Genomic DNA, 14,546 nt, shown 5'->3' with positions numbered 1-14,546 from the left:
TCCAAAGTTAATATTTTCCATTTAAATCAATGTGGGATTATAATTTAGCAAAAATTCAAATGTGTTTACTCCATCTGCATAATCCCACAACTTTGGAGTCTGACTATCACCAAACATGACCTGTTGATTCTGTAGATCAAGTTTTTCTTTAACCACAACACATTGAATTTGTTCGCTAAGAATATTGAGCTTCTCTTCTGCCTGGAGCTTTGTCGGAAAGGTATCGTAAAATAATACGGCTAAAGGTGAACTCATGCTAACATCCTGTTTGAGTAATAAAAATCCATTATCCAGGTGCTTTTCTCCGTTCACCAGATATATCGACTTATTATAGTCGTAATTGTTTGCATATTTATGATGATTAATCATGTTTTTAAAGGGTTCTTCTATTGCTTCGAAAAATGGAACAAAGTTATATGCTTCGGGAACGAACAATTTTGAAACATTTCTACAGCCTAATCCGAAGTAATCGAATATATCATGGCCCAAAGCAATGAAATCTTCCTTACTTTCTGTACCATCAAGCACGGCTACGCTATTTCTATTTTTACGAATGATATGCGGAACTTTTTTAAAATAATACTCAAAGTATCGGGAGGTATTGTTACTTCCGGTTGCAATTACAGCATCGAATTCCTTTAAACGATCGGTGTAAATGATGTGATCCTTTAACGAAGGCATATATTCAATCAGACGGGAAAGAATATGAGGAGTGAGGTGTTTATCCTGTGAAGAAAGCTTAATCATCGCCTTGTTTCCACTTGCCAGCACAGTTAATATATCATGAAAACCGACAAGAGGAATGTTCCCTGCGAGAACTAATCCAACGGTAATAGACTGATGTTCTTGCTGATGAGTTTCGTAAGCGGAGTCTATCCATTGTTCAATGTCTGATGGATTAAGCATTTTACCCAATGCTTGTACAGCATGATTTACTTGTTCGGGGGTAAACCAGGCATTGTAACCCTGTGCAGAGTTAATGAGCTCATTTAATTGAGCGTCATCTGAGCGTAAGTAGTGTCCTAACTGTGTAAAAGCTTGTTTTATTTGTTGTGTTGACATATAAGTCGTATGTTAAAATCAAGTATTGTATTATATTTGCATTGTTTTTGCATATATAACATTGCAAAAGTAAGTTAAGGAAAAGACATTTAGACCATGGCAATAAAAATAACAGATGAGTGTATAAACTGCGGAGCCTGCGAACCTGAGTGCCCTAACAATGCTATTTATGACGCCGGTGCTGCATGGCGCTTCTCTGATGGAACAACATTAAAGGGTGTAATAGATTTTGGGGACGGTTCAACATTAGATGCTGAAGAAACTCAGGCAGCAATTTCTGAAGAGTTTTACTATATAGTTTCAGATAAGTGTACAGAATGTAAAGGTTTTCATGATGAGCCTCAATGTGCTGCGGTATGTCCCGTAGATTGTTGTATTGATGATGAAGATGTTAGAGAAACTGAAGAAGAGCTTTTGGCGAAGAAGGATTGGCTTCACTCTTAAGCCTAAAGAATCGATTTAAAGGAATTAACATAAAAGAGAAGAGAGCATTAAAATGGTTTCTTCTCTTTTACGTTGATATCCTTTCTGTATGTTCCTTTAATTTTAGGAAGACTTTTTCATCCTGATTGGATTCTATTTGCCTTAGTGCAAGATTTTCACTAAGTAATTTAACTAGTTTTACTGGATACTAACACCTTTTATTGCTGTTATTATATCGCAGCTTCCTTGTTTGGATAATCATTACAGGACATTTTGCTTTTCTAATTACCTAGTATAATTACTCTTTATTGCTGTTATTATAACGCAGCTTCCTTGTTTGGGATAATCAATACAGGACATTTTGCTTTTCTAATTACCTTTTCAGCAACACTTCCTGATATAAAATGATCAAATCCTGTTCTCCCATGAGTTCCTAAGATGATCAGATCAGCTCCCCATTCTTCTGCAGTTGCTAAGATTTCATCCTTTGGACTCCCTACCTTAGTAAAAGTATACACGGGAACTTTATCATCGAAAGATTCAGAGATACGTTCCAATAGTTTTTTACTTGACTCTTCCTGCAACTCCATCAAATCTGGAATAACAACCTGTGATTCATTCAGTAAAGGATCTGTAATATATGGGGTGTTGATTGGAACCTCGTTTACATGCAGAAGAGCAATTGATGCGTGAAGTTTTTCTGCCAGGTCTAAACCATATCCGGCTGCATAGTTTGAATACTGACTATCTTCTACGGCAATTAATATTTTGGTTATTTGATTGAGGGTTTTCATAATTATAAAATTTATTATACTTATTGTTCTAATTTAAACACTTAAGAGATAGTATTAGTTTTTTTATGTGGAGACATAATTTTTTAATTTCTTTGTACTAAAATATGACGACAGAATTTGGTGTTTGTAATCTGTCTCAGGCACCCTTAAGGGCAGAAGCCTCAGACAAAAGTGAAATCCGGTCTTTCTTATTATTCGGTGATTGTTTTAAAATTTTAGAAAGCACCAGTAAATGGACACAGGTACAGACCTTATCAGACGATTATACAGGATGGATGGACCCGAAGCAGTTTGAGTATGTTCCATATAGTTTCGTGGAGGCACAGGGTAGCTCTGTGATAACAGGACCAGTTTTAGTTCAGACGATTGAAAGAATTCCTCAAGGCGATTTTATCCATCTGCCCTCTGGATGCACCTTACCTCTAATCACTGATAATAAATTTTCCATAAACAGTACCAGTTACCGGTTTACAAAACCTCCCATATTAGCAGATTCAGATGCTTTTTATGAAAACATTAAACCCTACGCTTATTTGTTTTTAAATGCGCCCTATCTATGGGGAGGCAAATCAGCCTTCGGAATAGATTGTTCAGGTTTCACGCAAATAGTATTTAAAATGCTTGGAATTACGCTGCCCAGAGACGCATGGCAGCAGGCAGAGGAGGGAAATATAGTTAACTTTTTACAGGAAGTTAAACCGGGAGATCTTGCCTTCTTTGATAATGAAGAAGGACGCATCATTCATGTCGGCATCCTATTAAACGAACAGGAAATTATCCATGCTTCAGGGAGAGTAAAGATCGATTTAATAGATGGTCAGGGAATTTTTAACAAAGATTTAAATCGCCATACTCATCGGTTAAGAATTATAAAAAGGTTTTTTAACTAATCTTTACACTCCATATAATCACCAATTTATCATCACCAACTGATACTAATGATTGACCATCTTTAGTCCATGCAATTTTATTTACAGAATGAGAATGGGTCTCAAATCCTTTTTCTTTGCTGATGATTCTTTGTAATTTTAACGTTTCGGAATCCCAAATTTTAATGCTTTTATCCTGACTGCAAGTCGCAAAGAAAGGAGCAAAGGGATGAAATTTGATATCATATACGGTAGACATATGGGCTATCACTTCTTTTAAAGGAATACCATCAGCGACATTCCAAAGAATAAGTTTTGCATCGCGTCCTCCCGAAAGTAAACGATCATCAGAAGAAGGAGAGAAGGCCAATGATGTCACTGGCCCTGTATGTCCATTTAAATTTGTTATAAAGGAATAATTTATTGCATTATAAATCTTGATCGTATTGTCTTTACATCCAAAAGCAATAGTCTGTTCATTTGAACTTAATGCCATACACCGTACAGTATCGTCGGAAACCTTAAAGTTATACTTCAAAGTATAATCAATACTACTTATTACTGAGACCGTTCCATCTTCAGAAGCAGCAAGAATTTCATTCTTACTTGTCAGTTCTGTTAAACAAAATACAGGTTTAAGATGATGCGTAATTTGGGCTACTACCTCAGCTTTATCGTAGCTATAGATACTAATCTGACCACTCCGCTCTCCAAAAATTAAAAGTCTATTCTTTTCAGAAACATGCAATGCATAGACAGAACTCTTCACCGGAAGCAAAACTGTAGGGCTAAGAAGCTCCAGATTCCATTGAACTATTCCTTTATCATTACCGGCAGTATAAAATACTCCTTGTTCAATTCCCGGCTCTACACTGTAAATTGAATTCTGATGTCCGGGTAATAAAGCGAATTGTTCAATATCAATCATAAAATAAATCTACTTGTGTCTGCCTTCCAGATTTTTCGCTATAGTTTCAAGTGTAATATTCTTTTCACGAAGCAGCATAAGCAAGTGGAACAGTAAATCGGAAGATTCGTTTATAAAATCAAACTCTGTTTCACTCAAAGCAGCAATTACAGTTTCTACACCTTCTTCACCAACTTTCTGTGCAATTCGTTTCAAGCCTTTGGCCTGCATCCTGTTTACATAAGAACCTTCCTTGGGATTGTCGTAACGATCTGCGATGACCTGTTCTAATTTGAATATAAAGTTTTGATTGTATGAAGTAGCAAAGCAGCTTCTGGATCCGGTATGACAGGTTGGACCAATCGGGTCAACCTTAATCAACACCGTATCCTGATCACAATCAATATCAATACTTTTTACATAAAGGAAGTTTCCACTTTCTTCACCTTTCGTCCAGAGACGATTCTTTGAGCGGGAGAAAAAGGTAACTTTTCCTTCAGTTTCTGTTTTTGCGAAGGCCTCTTCATTCATGTAACCCAACATCAACACTTCAAGCGTTTTATCATCCTGAATGATCACTGGTATGAGACCATCACCTTTTTTAAAGTCTATAGACATTAGTATAATTATTATAATCTTACTTCAATATTTTGCTTCCTTAACTCTCTTTTAAGATCAGGAATTAGAATTTCACCGTAGTGAAAAACCGATGCTGCAAGGGCAGCATCTACATTAGCCTCTAAAAAGATGTCTGCAAAATGTTGCATACACCCTGCACCTCCGGAGGCAATTAACGGAATGGACAACGTTTGATTTATTTTCTTAAGCAAATTAGTATCAAAACCAGCTTTTGTTCCATCATGATCCATAGAGGTAAGTAGAATTTCTCCGGCACCACGATCTTCAACCTCCTTAATCCATTGTTCTGTTTCCAACTCTGTTGTAATACGTCCACCATTTAAGTGAACCAGGTTTTTACCATTTACATATTTGGTATCAATAGCAATCACGACAAACTGCTTTCCAAAAGCCGCCGCTAATTCATTAATTAGATCTGGATTTCGTACTGCTGCCGAATTAATAGAAATTTTATCGGCTCCTGAATTTAAAAGAACGTCTGCATCAGATAACTCATTAATACCTCCACCAATTGTAAAAGGAATATTTACTTGTCTGGCTACTGATTTCACTAACTCTACCATCGTTTTTCTACGTTCATTGGTAGCCGTAATATCAAGAAAAACAAGTTCATCTGCACCCTGTCTGGAATATTGCCAGGCAAGTTCTACAGGATCACCCGCATCTCTTAAGTTTACAAAGTTAACGCCTTTAACGGTTCTGCCGTCTTTGACATCCAGACAAGGTATGATTCGTTTTGATACCAATTAAAAAGATATTAATGATTTTAAATTCCAGTCTTTTATTTCATCAATAGAAATATGACCTTCATATATAGCCTTTCCAACCACACAAGCTTCAACTTTATATTGTTTTACAGCCTTAATATCTTCCATTGAACTGATTCCTCCAGAGGCAATAAGCTTAATAAACGGAGAATGATCCAGCAATTTCTGATATAATTCGACTCCAGCACCACCTAGTTTACCGTCTTTATTAATGTCTGTGCATAAAAAGCGAAAAAAACCAAGGTTTAAGCATTTATCAACGTAATCCATCAGTTTAATAGGAGAGCTTTCCATCCATCCTGAGTATTTGATCACCTCATCCAAAACATCAATAGCAACAACTATTTGATCCTGACAAGAAGATGCCTGATCCTTTCCATTAAAAGACTTGCTTAACTCAAGTAAAAAATCAGGGTTAGTAATGGCTTGCGTTCCTACGATCACCCGATGAATTCCTGCATCAATAAGCTCTTTTACCATATCGATACTCCTCACTCCACCACCATACTGAACCTTCATTTCAGTATTCCTGATAATATCAAACAAATATTCCTGATTACTGAAGTCTCCTTTTGCTCCATTTAAGTCAATAATATGAACGAATTCAGTTCCATTTGACTGATAACGCTCTATCATTTCCTCTAAAGTAACATCGTAGAATGTGGCACTCTCGTAGTTTCCTTCACGTAAACGGACAACTTTCTTGTCCAGAATATCAATTGCAGGGATTATGTACATATTTTTCTATAATTCTGAAAAGTTTTTAAGTAACTGCTCTCCAGCCTCTCCAGATTTTTCCGGATGAAACTGAACACCATAAAAATTATTTTTGCTAAACGCGGCAGAAAACTTTAAACCGTAGTCAGCAAAAGCGACTGTAAAAGTAGAATTAAATTCTATAAAATAGGAATGTACAAAGTAAAAGTAGCTTCCATCCTGAATACCATTAAATAAGCTATTTTCAGATTGCGAATAAACACGATTCCATCCCATATGGGGAACCTTGACTTTAAGATCACTTGTAAAAAGAAGTGTCTTGACCGGTGTAATTCCTAATAAGTCAGAATTACCCTCTTCTGAAAATTCAGTCATCAGTTGCATACCCACACAGATCCCTAATACGGGCTTATCAATACCTTTAATGGCATCCGCCATCCCGCTTTCTTCCAGTTTTTGCATTGCAGCACCAGCATGACCAACTCCTGGTATAATAAAGTGGTCATATTTATCAAAATCCGCTGACGAAGCTACCATTTCATAGGAAATGTGCTGCCTATCCAAGGCGGCAGTTAATGAGAAAATATTTCCAGCTCCGTAATTAATGATTCCTATCATTTACAAATATTAAATTAGAGAAGACCCTTTGTACTTGGTAATCTCATATTATCCACATCCCTCTTTGTTGCCATCTTAATTGTTTTTGCGAAAGCCTTAAATATTGCCTCAATTTTGTGATGCTCATTTGTACCCTCAGCTTTAACGTTCAGGTTACATTTAGAAGCATCACTAAAAGATTTGAAAAAATGATAGAACATTTCAGTGGGCATATCTCCAATTTTTTCACGATTAAACAGTGCATCCCATACGATCCAGTTCCTTCCACCAAAATCAATGGCCACCTGTGCAAGACAATCATCCATTGGAAGGCAAAAACCATACCGTTCAATTCCTCTTTTATCGCCAAGAGCCTGGGCCATTGCTTCTCCCAAAGTTATTCCTGTATCTTCAATGGTATGGTGTTCATCTATTTGCAAATCGCCTCTAGCTTCAATCTCCAGATCTATATTACCATGACGTGCAATCTGATCCAGCATATGATCAAAAAAGGGAATCCCAGTATTGATCTTCGAATCGCCCTTTCCATCCAGGTTTACCTTAACCAATATATCCGTTTCTTTCGTAGTTCGTCTATGTTCTATTATTCTTCTACCTACCTTGAGAAATTCATATACTTCCTTCCATGAAGTAGTGGATAAGGAAATGTAAGGACTCAATTCCTCCGCTTTACCCGTTATCTCTTCGATCCCTAAAGCTTCATCTTGCTTAATCCATATCGCTTTAGTACCCAGATTTTTAGCTAATAATACGTCTGTAATTCTATCACCTATAACGAAAGAGTTAAGCAGGTCGTACTTTTCTTTATCAAAAAAGTGGGTCAGTAAGCCAATACCAGGTTTTCTGGTTGCCAAATTTTCATGAGGAAAGCTTTTATCAATGATTACTTCCTTAAAAACGACCCCTTCTCCCTCAAATGAATTCATGATAAAGTGGTGAACAGGCCAGAAATTAGCTTCCGGATGTGACTCTGTTCCTAATCCATCCTGATTGGTAACCATAATCAGATCAAAATCCAGCTCTTCAGCAATCTTGGTCATATATTTAAAAACACCTGGATAAAACCTTAACTTCGCAAAAGAGTCTACCTGATAATCATCCGGCTCCAGTACGAGTGTCCCATCTCTGTCTATAAAAAGTAACTTACGTTTAGCGTTGCTATCCATTTTTTTAATTCTTTTTCAGCTCTTTAAATAAGCCCTTAACGTATTAATTAGCAACACATTCTCTTCTGGAGTACCTATAGTAATACGGATACAGCCTTCGCAAAGTTGCACTTTCGAACGATCTCTGGTAATAATTCCATTATCTACCAGATACTTATATACCCCTAATGGGTCAACCATCTTCACAAGGATAAAATTTGCATCCGAAGGAACGATATTTAAGACAAATGGCAGCTCAATTAGTTTAGAAATAACCTGCTCGCGTTGAAGAATTATCTCACGTATCCAATCGTTTACCTGATCTACATTACTTAAAGCTTCAAGTGCTAACTGCTGAGATGCTTCATTTATATTGTAGGGCGGTTTTACCTTATTAAATACTTCAATGATCTCCTCGCTAGCAAAAGCCATCCCCATCCTTATGCCTGCAAGACCCCAAGCTTTTGAAAGTGTTTGTAAAACAACCAAATTGCCATATTCAGTCAGTTCCTGAATAAATGTCTTTTGTCTGGAGTAATTTATATAAGCCTCATCAACTACCACTAAACCACTAAAGTTCGCAATCAGTGTTTCAATATCAGATCTGTTGATCGAATTAGCAGTAGGGTTATTTGGCGAACACACAAATATAATCTTCGTATGTTCATCAATTGCCTCAGCAACACCCTCCATATCAATCTGATATTCTGGCGTCAGCAGTATCTTTTTAGTTTGTACATCATTTATATTAGCCGATACCTCATACATCCCGTAGGTTGGGGGCAACAATATCACATTATCGATTCCCGGTCTGCAGAAAGCCCTGAAAAGAATATCTATCGCTTCATCACTACCATTTCCAAGAAAAATATTCGGAACAGGAACCCCCTTGATCAAGCTCAATTTAGCCTTTACCGCTTGTTGCATCGGATCTGGATACCGGTTATAATTCCTACTTAAGGGCGATCCGTAGCTATTTTCATTCGCATCCAGAAAAACAGAAGCCTCTCCTTTATATTCATCTCGTGCCGATGAATATGGAACAAGGTTTAATATATTCGTCCGAAGAAGCTTTTTTAAGTCAAATTCCATTTTTTATGCTGGTTTATCTTCCTGATTCATGCGCAATGTCATTGCATTTTTATGTCCCTGCAAACCTTCCAGTTCAGCAAGCACCTCTACAGTATGACCAATATGCTGAATACCTTCCGGAGAAATATGCTGAAAAGTAATTTTTTTGATAAAAGAATCCAATGAAACACCTGAAAACGATCGGGCATAAGCACTGGTAGGTAAGGTATGGTTCGTTCCTGATGCATAGTCACCGGCACTTTCGGGTGTCAGGTTTCCTAAAAACACAGAACCTGCATTCTTTACAGCTGGAATAAGTGCTTTCCAATCCCTTGTTGCCAGTATCAAATGCTCAGGAGCGTATAAATTACTAAAGGCAATTGCCTCATTTAGATCGGTAGTAAGCACCGCATAAGAGTTATGAATCGCTTGATATGCTATCTTACTTCTCGGTAAAACTTGCATTTGTCTTTCCAGAGCCAAATTTGTTTGGTCAATTATAGATTGAGATGTTGCAACCAGAATAGCCTGCGAATCGGGACCATGTTCTGCCTGTGCAAGTAAATCTGCAGCTACAAATTCAATATTCGCCTGCTCATCTGCAATCACAAGCACTTCTGAAGGTCCTGCTGGCATATCAATTGCCGTCTGGGTGCTGGATTGTATAATGGTCTTAGCCTTGGTGACATACTGGTTACCGGGTCCAAAAATCTTATCCGTTTTCGCAATACTAGCGGTTCCGTATGCCATAGCGGCAACTGCCTGAGCACCACCAACCAAAAAAATCCGGTTAATCTGGAGTAAAACAGCCACATAAGCCAGATATACGTTGACTCGTCCATCCTTTTGAGGAGGTGAGCAAACTACAATATCCTGACATCCGGCAATCCTGGCTGGGATTCCCAGCATCAGAAAAGTACTTGGCAATACAGCTGAGCCACCGGGAATATATAACCCCACACGCTCAATTGCACGTGCCTCCCGCCAACAAGTAACACCAGGCATCGTTTCAACAGGTTTTTCCTGCTGAAACTGACTTCGATGAAAGGCAGATATATTTTTAAACGCAGTATCTATAGCAGCCTTTTGTTCTGTGCCAATAGTGGAAGCAATTCCTATAATCTCTTCTTGTCCAATAAAAAGCTGATCCAGTTTAACCCCATCAAAACGCTCAGCAAGTTCAAATAAAGCCTCATCTCCACGACTTTTAACCATGGAGATGATCTGTTCAACCTGCTCAGTAATGCTGTTATCGGCATCGGCATTCCGCAAAATTAACCTGTTAATTTCTGCAGTTGATAAGTCTGGATATGAATATGTTTTTAATAACACTATAAAATGATCTTTTCAATAGGCATAACAACAATTCCCTGGGCACCTACAGCTTTAAGCTGACTAATCTTACTCCAAAAATCCTTTTCTGCAATAACGGTATGAACAGCTACCCAGCCCTCATCTGCCAATGGCACTACTGTAGGGCTTTTAATTCCGTTTAACAATGATTTTATAGCTTCAAGATTTTTACGTTCAATGTTTAAAACCACATATTTGGTTTCTTTTGCCCTTAAAACAGATTGAACACGTTGCATTAACTCAACAATAAGGGGATTTTCCTCCTCACCTTTACGCCCAATTAACACTGCCTGCGAATGCATAACATCACCAAATGGAATCAATCCATTGCTCTTCAACGTTCCGCCTGTAGAAACAAGGTCACATATTGCATCACTTAATCCCAGTCCCGGAGAAATCTCTACAGATCCGGAGATCGTTCTAATATCTGCTGTAATCTTATTATCAGCTAAAAATTTCTCTAAAATAACAGGATAAGAAGTAGCAATAGCTTTTCCATTCAGATCCTCCAGCTTAGTAATTACTCCATTATTTGGAATAGCCAACTTCAATGAGCATTTGCCAAAACCAAGCATTTGAAGATAGGCCACATCAACCTCTGTTTCATTGATGACATTTTCTCCTACAATTCCAAGATCAGCAATACCGTCCTGAACATATTCAGGAATATCGTCGTCTCTTAAAAAAAGAATCTCTAAAGGGAAATTTGATACAGGAGAAATTAAGGAGCTTTTGTAATTATCAAAACTAAGGCCGCAGTTTTTAAGAAGCTCTACCGATTTTTCGTTTAACCTACCCGATTTCTGGATAGCAATTTTGAGTGTTTTCAAGATATTTTTATTATTTAATCAGTCCAATAAGGATTGTTCAGGAATCATCTGTTTCATTCGAAACCATGCATAGGTTATATCGCTGCAGAGCGATGATGGAGACGATGATGGCATGTAAACATAATTGTCATATACTGGATTCCTGATTAAAACCGGGATTACAAATATACATATCATAGCATGAAAACAAAACTTTTATATTTGAGGCATGTTTGATGCTGTTATAATAGGAGCTGGTGCCTGCGGATTAATGTGTGCGGTACAAGCCGGATACTTGGGTAAAAAAGTAATTATCCTCGAAAAGAATGAGGAACCTGGCGCTAAAATCCTTATTTCCGGTGGCGGAAGATGCAACTATACCAACCTTTTCAGCACTTCTGCCAATTTCATTTCCCAAAACGAACACTTCTGTAAATCAGCCTTTTCACAATGGACAGTAGAAGATACCATCAGCTTTTTTGAAACTTATGGCATCTCAGGAAAAGAAAAAACATTAGGCCAGTTATTTCCTGAAGGCAACAAGGCAAAAGATATTGTCGAAGTATTTACCCAATTATGTGAGCAGCTGGGACAACAAATCCTGATGCAATCCGAAGTAAAAACCATTGATAAAGATGCCGATGGCAGCTTCACCATTCAATATGAACAGCGGGGCAAATTAAAAACCGTCCGTTCAGCTACCGTAGTGATCGCTTCAGGAGGGTTACCCATCCAAAAACTTGGAGCAACTGATTTCGGATTAAAAGTGGCAAAAAAGTTTGGGTTAAACATCATAAACACGGCTCCAGCACTGGTACCCTTAACCGTGACAGGAAAAGATGCGGACTGGTTTGCCAGTCTATCGGGAAACAGCATTTTTTGCAGGGTAAGCAATGACCGGATCAGCTTTGAAGAGAATATCCTGTTTACCCATTGGGGCTTAAGTGGACCTGCAATTCTACAGATCTCTTCTTATTGGCGTCCGGGCGAATCCATAGAACTCAATCTTTTACCTAAACAAAATATTCTTGAACTCATTGAGCAAGAGAGAAAGCAGAATGGCAAAAAGACCTTACTCAATCTCTTGTCGCAATTATATACCCGTAAAATTGCAGATGCCCTCGCTAAATACCTTCCTACAGAAAAAAATCTATCCTCATTAAATAAAAACGATCTTCAGCTGATCGAACAACAGATTCATTATTTTAAGGTAAAACCTGCAGGAGATAAAGGATACGATCGTGCAGAAGTGATGCGTGGAGGAGTCGATACAAATGAATTATCATCCAAGACACTAGAATCCAAAAAAGTCAAGGGTTTATATTTTGGCGGAGAGTGTGTAGACGTTACAGGCTGGCTTGGTGGATACAACTTTCAATGGGCCTGGGCATCCGGTTATGTTATCGCCAATAGCTTAGACTAGCTTGGTGGCCCTTAGCATTTCTCTTTTTCCAGGTGCACCAGGAACCTTTTCAATAGAAAAGTTTAACGACTTCATAATTCGCTTTAGGTTTCCCGTGATGGCATAAGTAACCAGCACGCCCCCGGGTTTGATAAATTGGGTAATATGCGTCAACGCTTCCAATGACCACATTTCCGGCTGATTTGCTGTTGCAAACGCATCAAAATAGAGCATATCATATAACCGTTCTGTTGAAAATTCCGATGACAGCATAGGCGCTACCTCCAGCGTACACTCCGCATTAATTTGCAGAGGACCCAGTAACGCTTGCTGATAAGCGGATTTAAAACCTTCCCAAACAGCTTCAGATACATACCGATTATAAGCTGTAGAAAAAATAAGCTCATCCGGCAGGGGGTAGGCTTCTATTCCTGTATAGTGCAGTTGAATTCCTTTTTCCAGGCAGTAATCCGCAGTAAGCAGATAATTTAAGCCAGTACCAAAACCAACTTCCAGAATAGAAATATGGGATTCCGGATGCTGAGACATGAAATAATTTAACCCGGCCTGAATAAAAACATGCTGACTTTCCTGTAACGCTCCATGCATAGAATGATAGTTTTCCCCAACTAATGCATTAAAAATTGTCGTTGAGCCATCTTCTGTCTGTACCAGTGATAAATAATTTTCCATCAATCCGTCATCTTAAGCCATAAAACTACCATTATAAAAGGCCTTTGACCTTAAATAAATAAAAAAAGAAATCTATATTCCCTAAAACTGCTGTAATTTTGCGCTATGTATCAATTACTAAAACCCTTACTTTTTCAGTTCGCTCCCGAAAATATACATCATGTGGTTACTTCCCTGTTAAAAAATGGAAACCGGGTACCGGGTGTTGCCTATATACAAAAGAGTATCTTCCAATTGGAAGACCCAAGACTGGAAAGAGAGGTATTCGGACTAAAATTCAAAAACCCAGTAGGCCTTGGTGCCGGATTCGATAAAAATGCCACACTCGTAGAGGAATTATCCCATCTTGGTTTCGGATTTATAGAAATTGGTACTGTTACACCATTGCCTCAACCTGGAAACGACCAACCCAGAATGTTTCGGTTGCCACAGGATGAAGCCCTAATCAACCGAATGGGTTTTAATAATGAAGGTGCAGATGTTGCAGCTACCCGTTTAAAGTTTCTAAAACGTAAAGGATTGATCATAGGGGGAAATATCGGTAAGAATAAAGTAACGCCCAATAAAGAAGCTGTCCATGATTATGTGAAAGCTTTTGATACCTTATTTGATGAGGTGGATTATTTCGTTGTCAATGTAAGCTCTCCAAACACACCCGGATTAAGGGAACTACAGGAAAAAGCACCTTTGAAGAACATTTTAAACACCCTACAAGAGCGTAATAACAAGAATGGAGTATCACGCCCCATTCTATTAAAAATTGCACCAGATCTTACCAATGACCAACTGGACGATATAGTAGAAATTGTCACCGAAACTAAAATTGCCGGAGTAATTGCTACCAATACCACGATCTCCAGAGAAAACTTACAATCATCCACTACGTTAACATCCGAAACCGGTGGATTAAGTGGAAAACCACTCACTAAACGATCTACTGAAGTGATCCGGTACATTGCTACGAAATCAAATAAAGCATTTCCTATAATAGGAGTAGGGGGAATCCATTCCGCGCAGGAGGCATTGGATAAACTAGACGCAGGCGCATCATTAGTGCAAATCTATACCGGATTTATATATGAAGGACCGCTATTGGTTAAAAAGATCAACCAGGCAGTGCTTAAACGGATACAAGAAGGCAAATCAGTATAATTATCGGACTAAAGGAAATAAATCTGAACGGAGCTTATTTAAAAATAAAATAAGTTCTGTTCATTTACCTGAAATCAAATACAATTGATCAGCATTTCTAAAAAATAAAGATCATAAAAAANACA

Annotated in this window: 16 protein-coding genes; 4 read left to right on the top strand and 12 right to left on the bottom strand. The window is 38.0% G+C overall.

The window, feature by feature from the left end:
• Nucleotides 1-21: 21 nt before the first annotated feature.
• Nucleotides 22-1,062: an acyl-CoA reductase gene (locus tag ADIARSV_RS14150; RefSeq protein WP_016196261.1), complete on the bottom strand. Its 1,041-nt coding sequence runs from the start codon at nucleotides 1,060-1,062 to the stop codon at nucleotides 22-24.
• 96 nt (nucleotides 1,063-1,158) lie between these two features.
• On the opposite strand from ADIARSV_RS14150, the gene ADIARSV_RS14145 reads away from it, so the two are divergent.
• Nucleotides 1,159-1,506 (top strand): 4Fe-4S binding protein, encoded by a 348-nt coding sequence (locus tag ADIARSV_RS14145; RefSeq protein WP_016196260.1) that lies wholly within the window; start codon nucleotides 1,159-1,161, stop codon nucleotides 1,504-1,506.
• A 296-nt stretch (nucleotides 1,507-1,802) separates the two neighbouring features.
• Here ADIARSV_RS14145 and ADIARSV_RS14140 read toward each other — a convergent pair whose 3' ends face one another.
• Nucleotides 1,803-2,279 carry a universal stress protein gene (locus ADIARSV_RS14140; RefSeq protein ID WP_016196259.1) on the bottom strand — a complete coding sequence of 159 codons (477 nt, stop codon included), beginning with the start codon at nucleotides 2,277-2,279 and terminating at the stop codon, nucleotides 1,803-1,805.
• A gap of 104 nt (nucleotides 2,280-2,383) precedes the next feature.
• Between ADIARSV_RS14140 and ADIARSV_RS14135 the strand changes: the two genes are divergently transcribed.
• Complete coding sequence (locus ADIARSV_RS14135) at nucleotides 2,384-3,169, top strand: C40 family peptidase (protein ID WP_016196258.1); 786 nt, start codon at nucleotides 2,384-2,386, stop codon at nucleotides 3,167-3,169.
• On the opposite strand, the gene ADIARSV_RS14130 is transcribed toward ADIARSV_RS14135, so the two are convergent.
• From ADIARSV_RS14130 to hisG, 9 genes are read right to left on the bottom strand one after another with little or no spacing between them, the layout of a single operon-like run.
• The gene (locus ADIARSV_RS14130; protein WP_016196257.1) at nucleotides 3,162-4,076 is read right to left on the bottom strand and encodes a WD40 repeat domain-containing protein; all 915 of its coding nucleotides are present in this window, start codon (nucleotides 4,074-4,076) and stop codon (nucleotides 3,162-3,164) included. The genes ADIARSV_RS14135 and ADIARSV_RS14130 overlap by 8 nt on opposite strands.
• 9 nt (nucleotides 4,077-4,085) lie before the next feature.
• Entirely contained in the window at nucleotides 4,086-4,673 is a 588-nt protein-coding gene (gene hisIE, locus ADIARSV_RS14125) for a bifunctional phosphoribosyl-AMP cyclohydrolase/phosphoribosyl-ATP diphosphatase HisIE (protein WP_016196256.1), read from the bottom strand.
• Between the two features lie 11 nt (nucleotides 4,674-4,684).
• On the bottom strand, nucleotides 4,685-5,440 hold the full coding sequence (hisF, locus tag ADIARSV_RS14120) for an imidazole glycerol phosphate synthase subunit HisF (protein ID WP_016196255.1): 756 nt from the start codon (nucleotides 5,438-5,440) through the stop codon (nucleotides 4,685-4,687).
• Nucleotides 5,441-6,199 (bottom strand): 1-(5-phosphoribosyl)-5-[(5-phosphoribosylamino)methylideneamino]imidazole-4-carboxamide isomerase, encoded by a 759-nt coding sequence (locus ADIARSV_RS14115; RefSeq protein WP_016196254.1) that lies wholly within the window; start codon nucleotides 6,197-6,199, stop codon nucleotides 5,441-5,443.
• 6 nt (nucleotides 6,200-6,205) lie between these two features.
• Complete coding sequence (gene hisH / locus ADIARSV_RS14110) at nucleotides 6,206-6,796, bottom strand: imidazole glycerol phosphate synthase subunit HisH (protein WP_016196253.1); 591 nt, start codon at nucleotides 6,794-6,796, stop codon at nucleotides 6,206-6,208.
• Nucleotides 6,797-6,810: 14 nt separating this feature from the next.
• Nucleotides 6,811-7,962, bottom strand: coding sequence for a bifunctional histidinol-phosphatase/imidazoleglycerol-phosphate dehydratase HisB (gene hisB, locus ADIARSV_RS14105; protein ID WP_016196252.1), 1,152 nt, complete (start codon nucleotides 7,960-7,962; stop codon nucleotides 6,811-6,813).
• Between the two features lie 15 nt (nucleotides 7,963-7,977).
• The gene (gene hisC / locus ADIARSV_RS14100) at nucleotides 7,978-9,033 is read right to left on the bottom strand and encodes a histidinol-phosphate transaminase (protein ID WP_016196251.1); all 1,056 of its coding nucleotides are present in this window, start codon (nucleotides 9,031-9,033) and stop codon (nucleotides 7,978-7,980) included.
• A 3-nt stretch (nucleotides 9,034-9,036) separates the two neighbouring features.
• A complete protein-coding gene (hisD, locus tag ADIARSV_RS14095) occupies nucleotides 9,037-10,344 on the bottom strand; it encodes a histidinol dehydrogenase (RefSeq protein ID WP_040300160.1) in 1,308 nt (435 codons plus the stop codon).
• Nucleotides 10,344-11,195 carry an ATP phosphoribosyltransferase gene (gene hisG / locus ADIARSV_RS14090; RefSeq protein WP_016196249.1) on the bottom strand — a complete coding sequence of 284 codons (852 nt, stop codon included), beginning with the start codon at nucleotides 11,193-11,195 and terminating at the stop codon, nucleotides 10,344-10,346. Before hisG ends, hisD begins: the two co-directional genes overlap by 1 nt.
• Before the next feature lie 208 nt (nucleotides 11,196-11,403).
• Between hisG and ADIARSV_RS14085 the strand changes: the two genes are divergently transcribed.
• Nucleotides 11,404-12,597, top strand: a complete 1,194-nt coding sequence (locus ADIARSV_RS14085) for a BaiN/RdsA family NAD(P)/FAD-dependent oxidoreductase (protein ID WP_016196248.1) — start codon at nucleotides 11,404-11,406, stop codon at nucleotides 12,595-12,597.
• On the opposite strand, the gene mnmD is transcribed toward ADIARSV_RS14085, so the two are convergent.
• Complete coding sequence (gene mnmD, locus ADIARSV_RS14080; protein ID WP_016196247.1) at nucleotides 12,589-13,269, bottom strand: tRNA (5-methylaminomethyl-2-thiouridine)(34)-methyltransferase MnmD; 681 nt, start codon at nucleotides 13,267-13,269, stop codon at nucleotides 12,589-12,591. The genes ADIARSV_RS14085 and mnmD overlap by 9 nt on opposite strands.
• 105 nt (nucleotides 13,270-13,374) lie before the next feature.
• Between mnmD and ADIARSV_RS14075 the strand changes: the two genes are divergently transcribed.
• Nucleotides 13,375-14,421: a quinone-dependent dihydroorotate dehydrogenase gene (locus tag ADIARSV_RS14075; protein ID WP_016196246.1), complete on the top strand. Its 1,047-nt coding sequence runs from the start codon at nucleotides 13,375-13,377 to the stop codon at nucleotides 14,419-14,421.
• Nucleotides 14,422-14,546: the final 125 nt, after the last annotated feature.

It is taken from the genome of Arcticibacter svalbardensis MN12-7, assembly GCF_000403135.1.
GTDB lineage: Bacteria > Bacteroidota > Bacteroidia > Sphingobacteriales > Sphingobacteriaceae > Arcticibacter > Arcticibacter svalbardensis.
This window is presented reverse-complemented; position numbering and strand designations above follow the sequence as displayed.

Excerpts from the sequence above, each read along its gene's own strand:
- ADIARSV_RS14150 (WP_016196261.1), bottom strand. The coding sequence starts at position 1,062 with ATGTCAACACAACAAATAAAACAAGCTTTTACACAGTTAGGACACTAC.
- ADIARSV_RS14145 (WP_016196260.1), top strand. The coding sequence starts at position 1,159 with ATGGCAATAAAAATAACAGATGAGTGTATAAACTGCGGAGCCTGCGAA.
- ADIARSV_RS14140 (WP_016196259.1), bottom strand. The coding sequence starts at position 2,279 with ATGAAAACCCTCAATCAAATAACCAAAATATTAATTGCCGTAGAAGAT.
- ADIARSV_RS14135 (WP_016196258.1), top strand. The coding sequence starts at position 2,384 with ATGACGACAGAATTTGGTGTTTGTAATCTGTCTCAGGCACCCTTAAGG.
- ADIARSV_RS14130 (WP_016196257.1), bottom strand. The coding sequence starts at position 4,076 with ATGATTGATATTGAACAATTCGCTTTATTACCCGGACATCAGAATTCA.
- hisIE (WP_016196256.1), bottom strand. The coding sequence starts at position 4,673 with ATGTCTATAGACTTTAAAAAAGGTGATGGTCTCATACCAGTGATCATT.
- ADIARSV_RS14115 (WP_016196254.1), bottom strand. The coding sequence starts at position 6,199 with ATGTACATAATCCCTGCAATTGATATTCTGGACAAGAAAGTTGTCCGT.
- hisH (WP_016196253.1), bottom strand. The coding sequence starts at position 6,796 with ATGATAGGAATCATTAATTACGGAGCTGGAAATATTTTCTCATTAACT.
- hisB (WP_016196252.1), bottom strand. The coding sequence starts at position 7,962 with ATGGATAGCAACGCTAAACGTAAGTTACTTTTTATAGACAGAGATGGG.
- hisC (WP_016196251.1), bottom strand. The coding sequence starts at position 9,033 with ATGGAATTTGACTTAAAAAAGCTTCTTCGGACGAATATATTAAACCTT.
- ADIARSV_RS14085 (WP_016196248.1), top strand. The coding sequence starts at position 11,404 with ATGTTTGATGCTGTTATAATAGGAGCTGGTGCCTGCGGATTAATGTGT.
- mnmD (WP_016196247.1), bottom strand. The coding sequence starts at position 13,269 with ATGGAAAATTATTTATCACTGGTACAGACAGAAGATGGCTCAACGACA.
- ADIARSV_RS14075 (WP_016196246.1), top strand. The coding sequence starts at position 13,375 with ATGTATCAATTACTAAAACCCTTACTTTTTCAGTTCGCTCCCGAAAAT.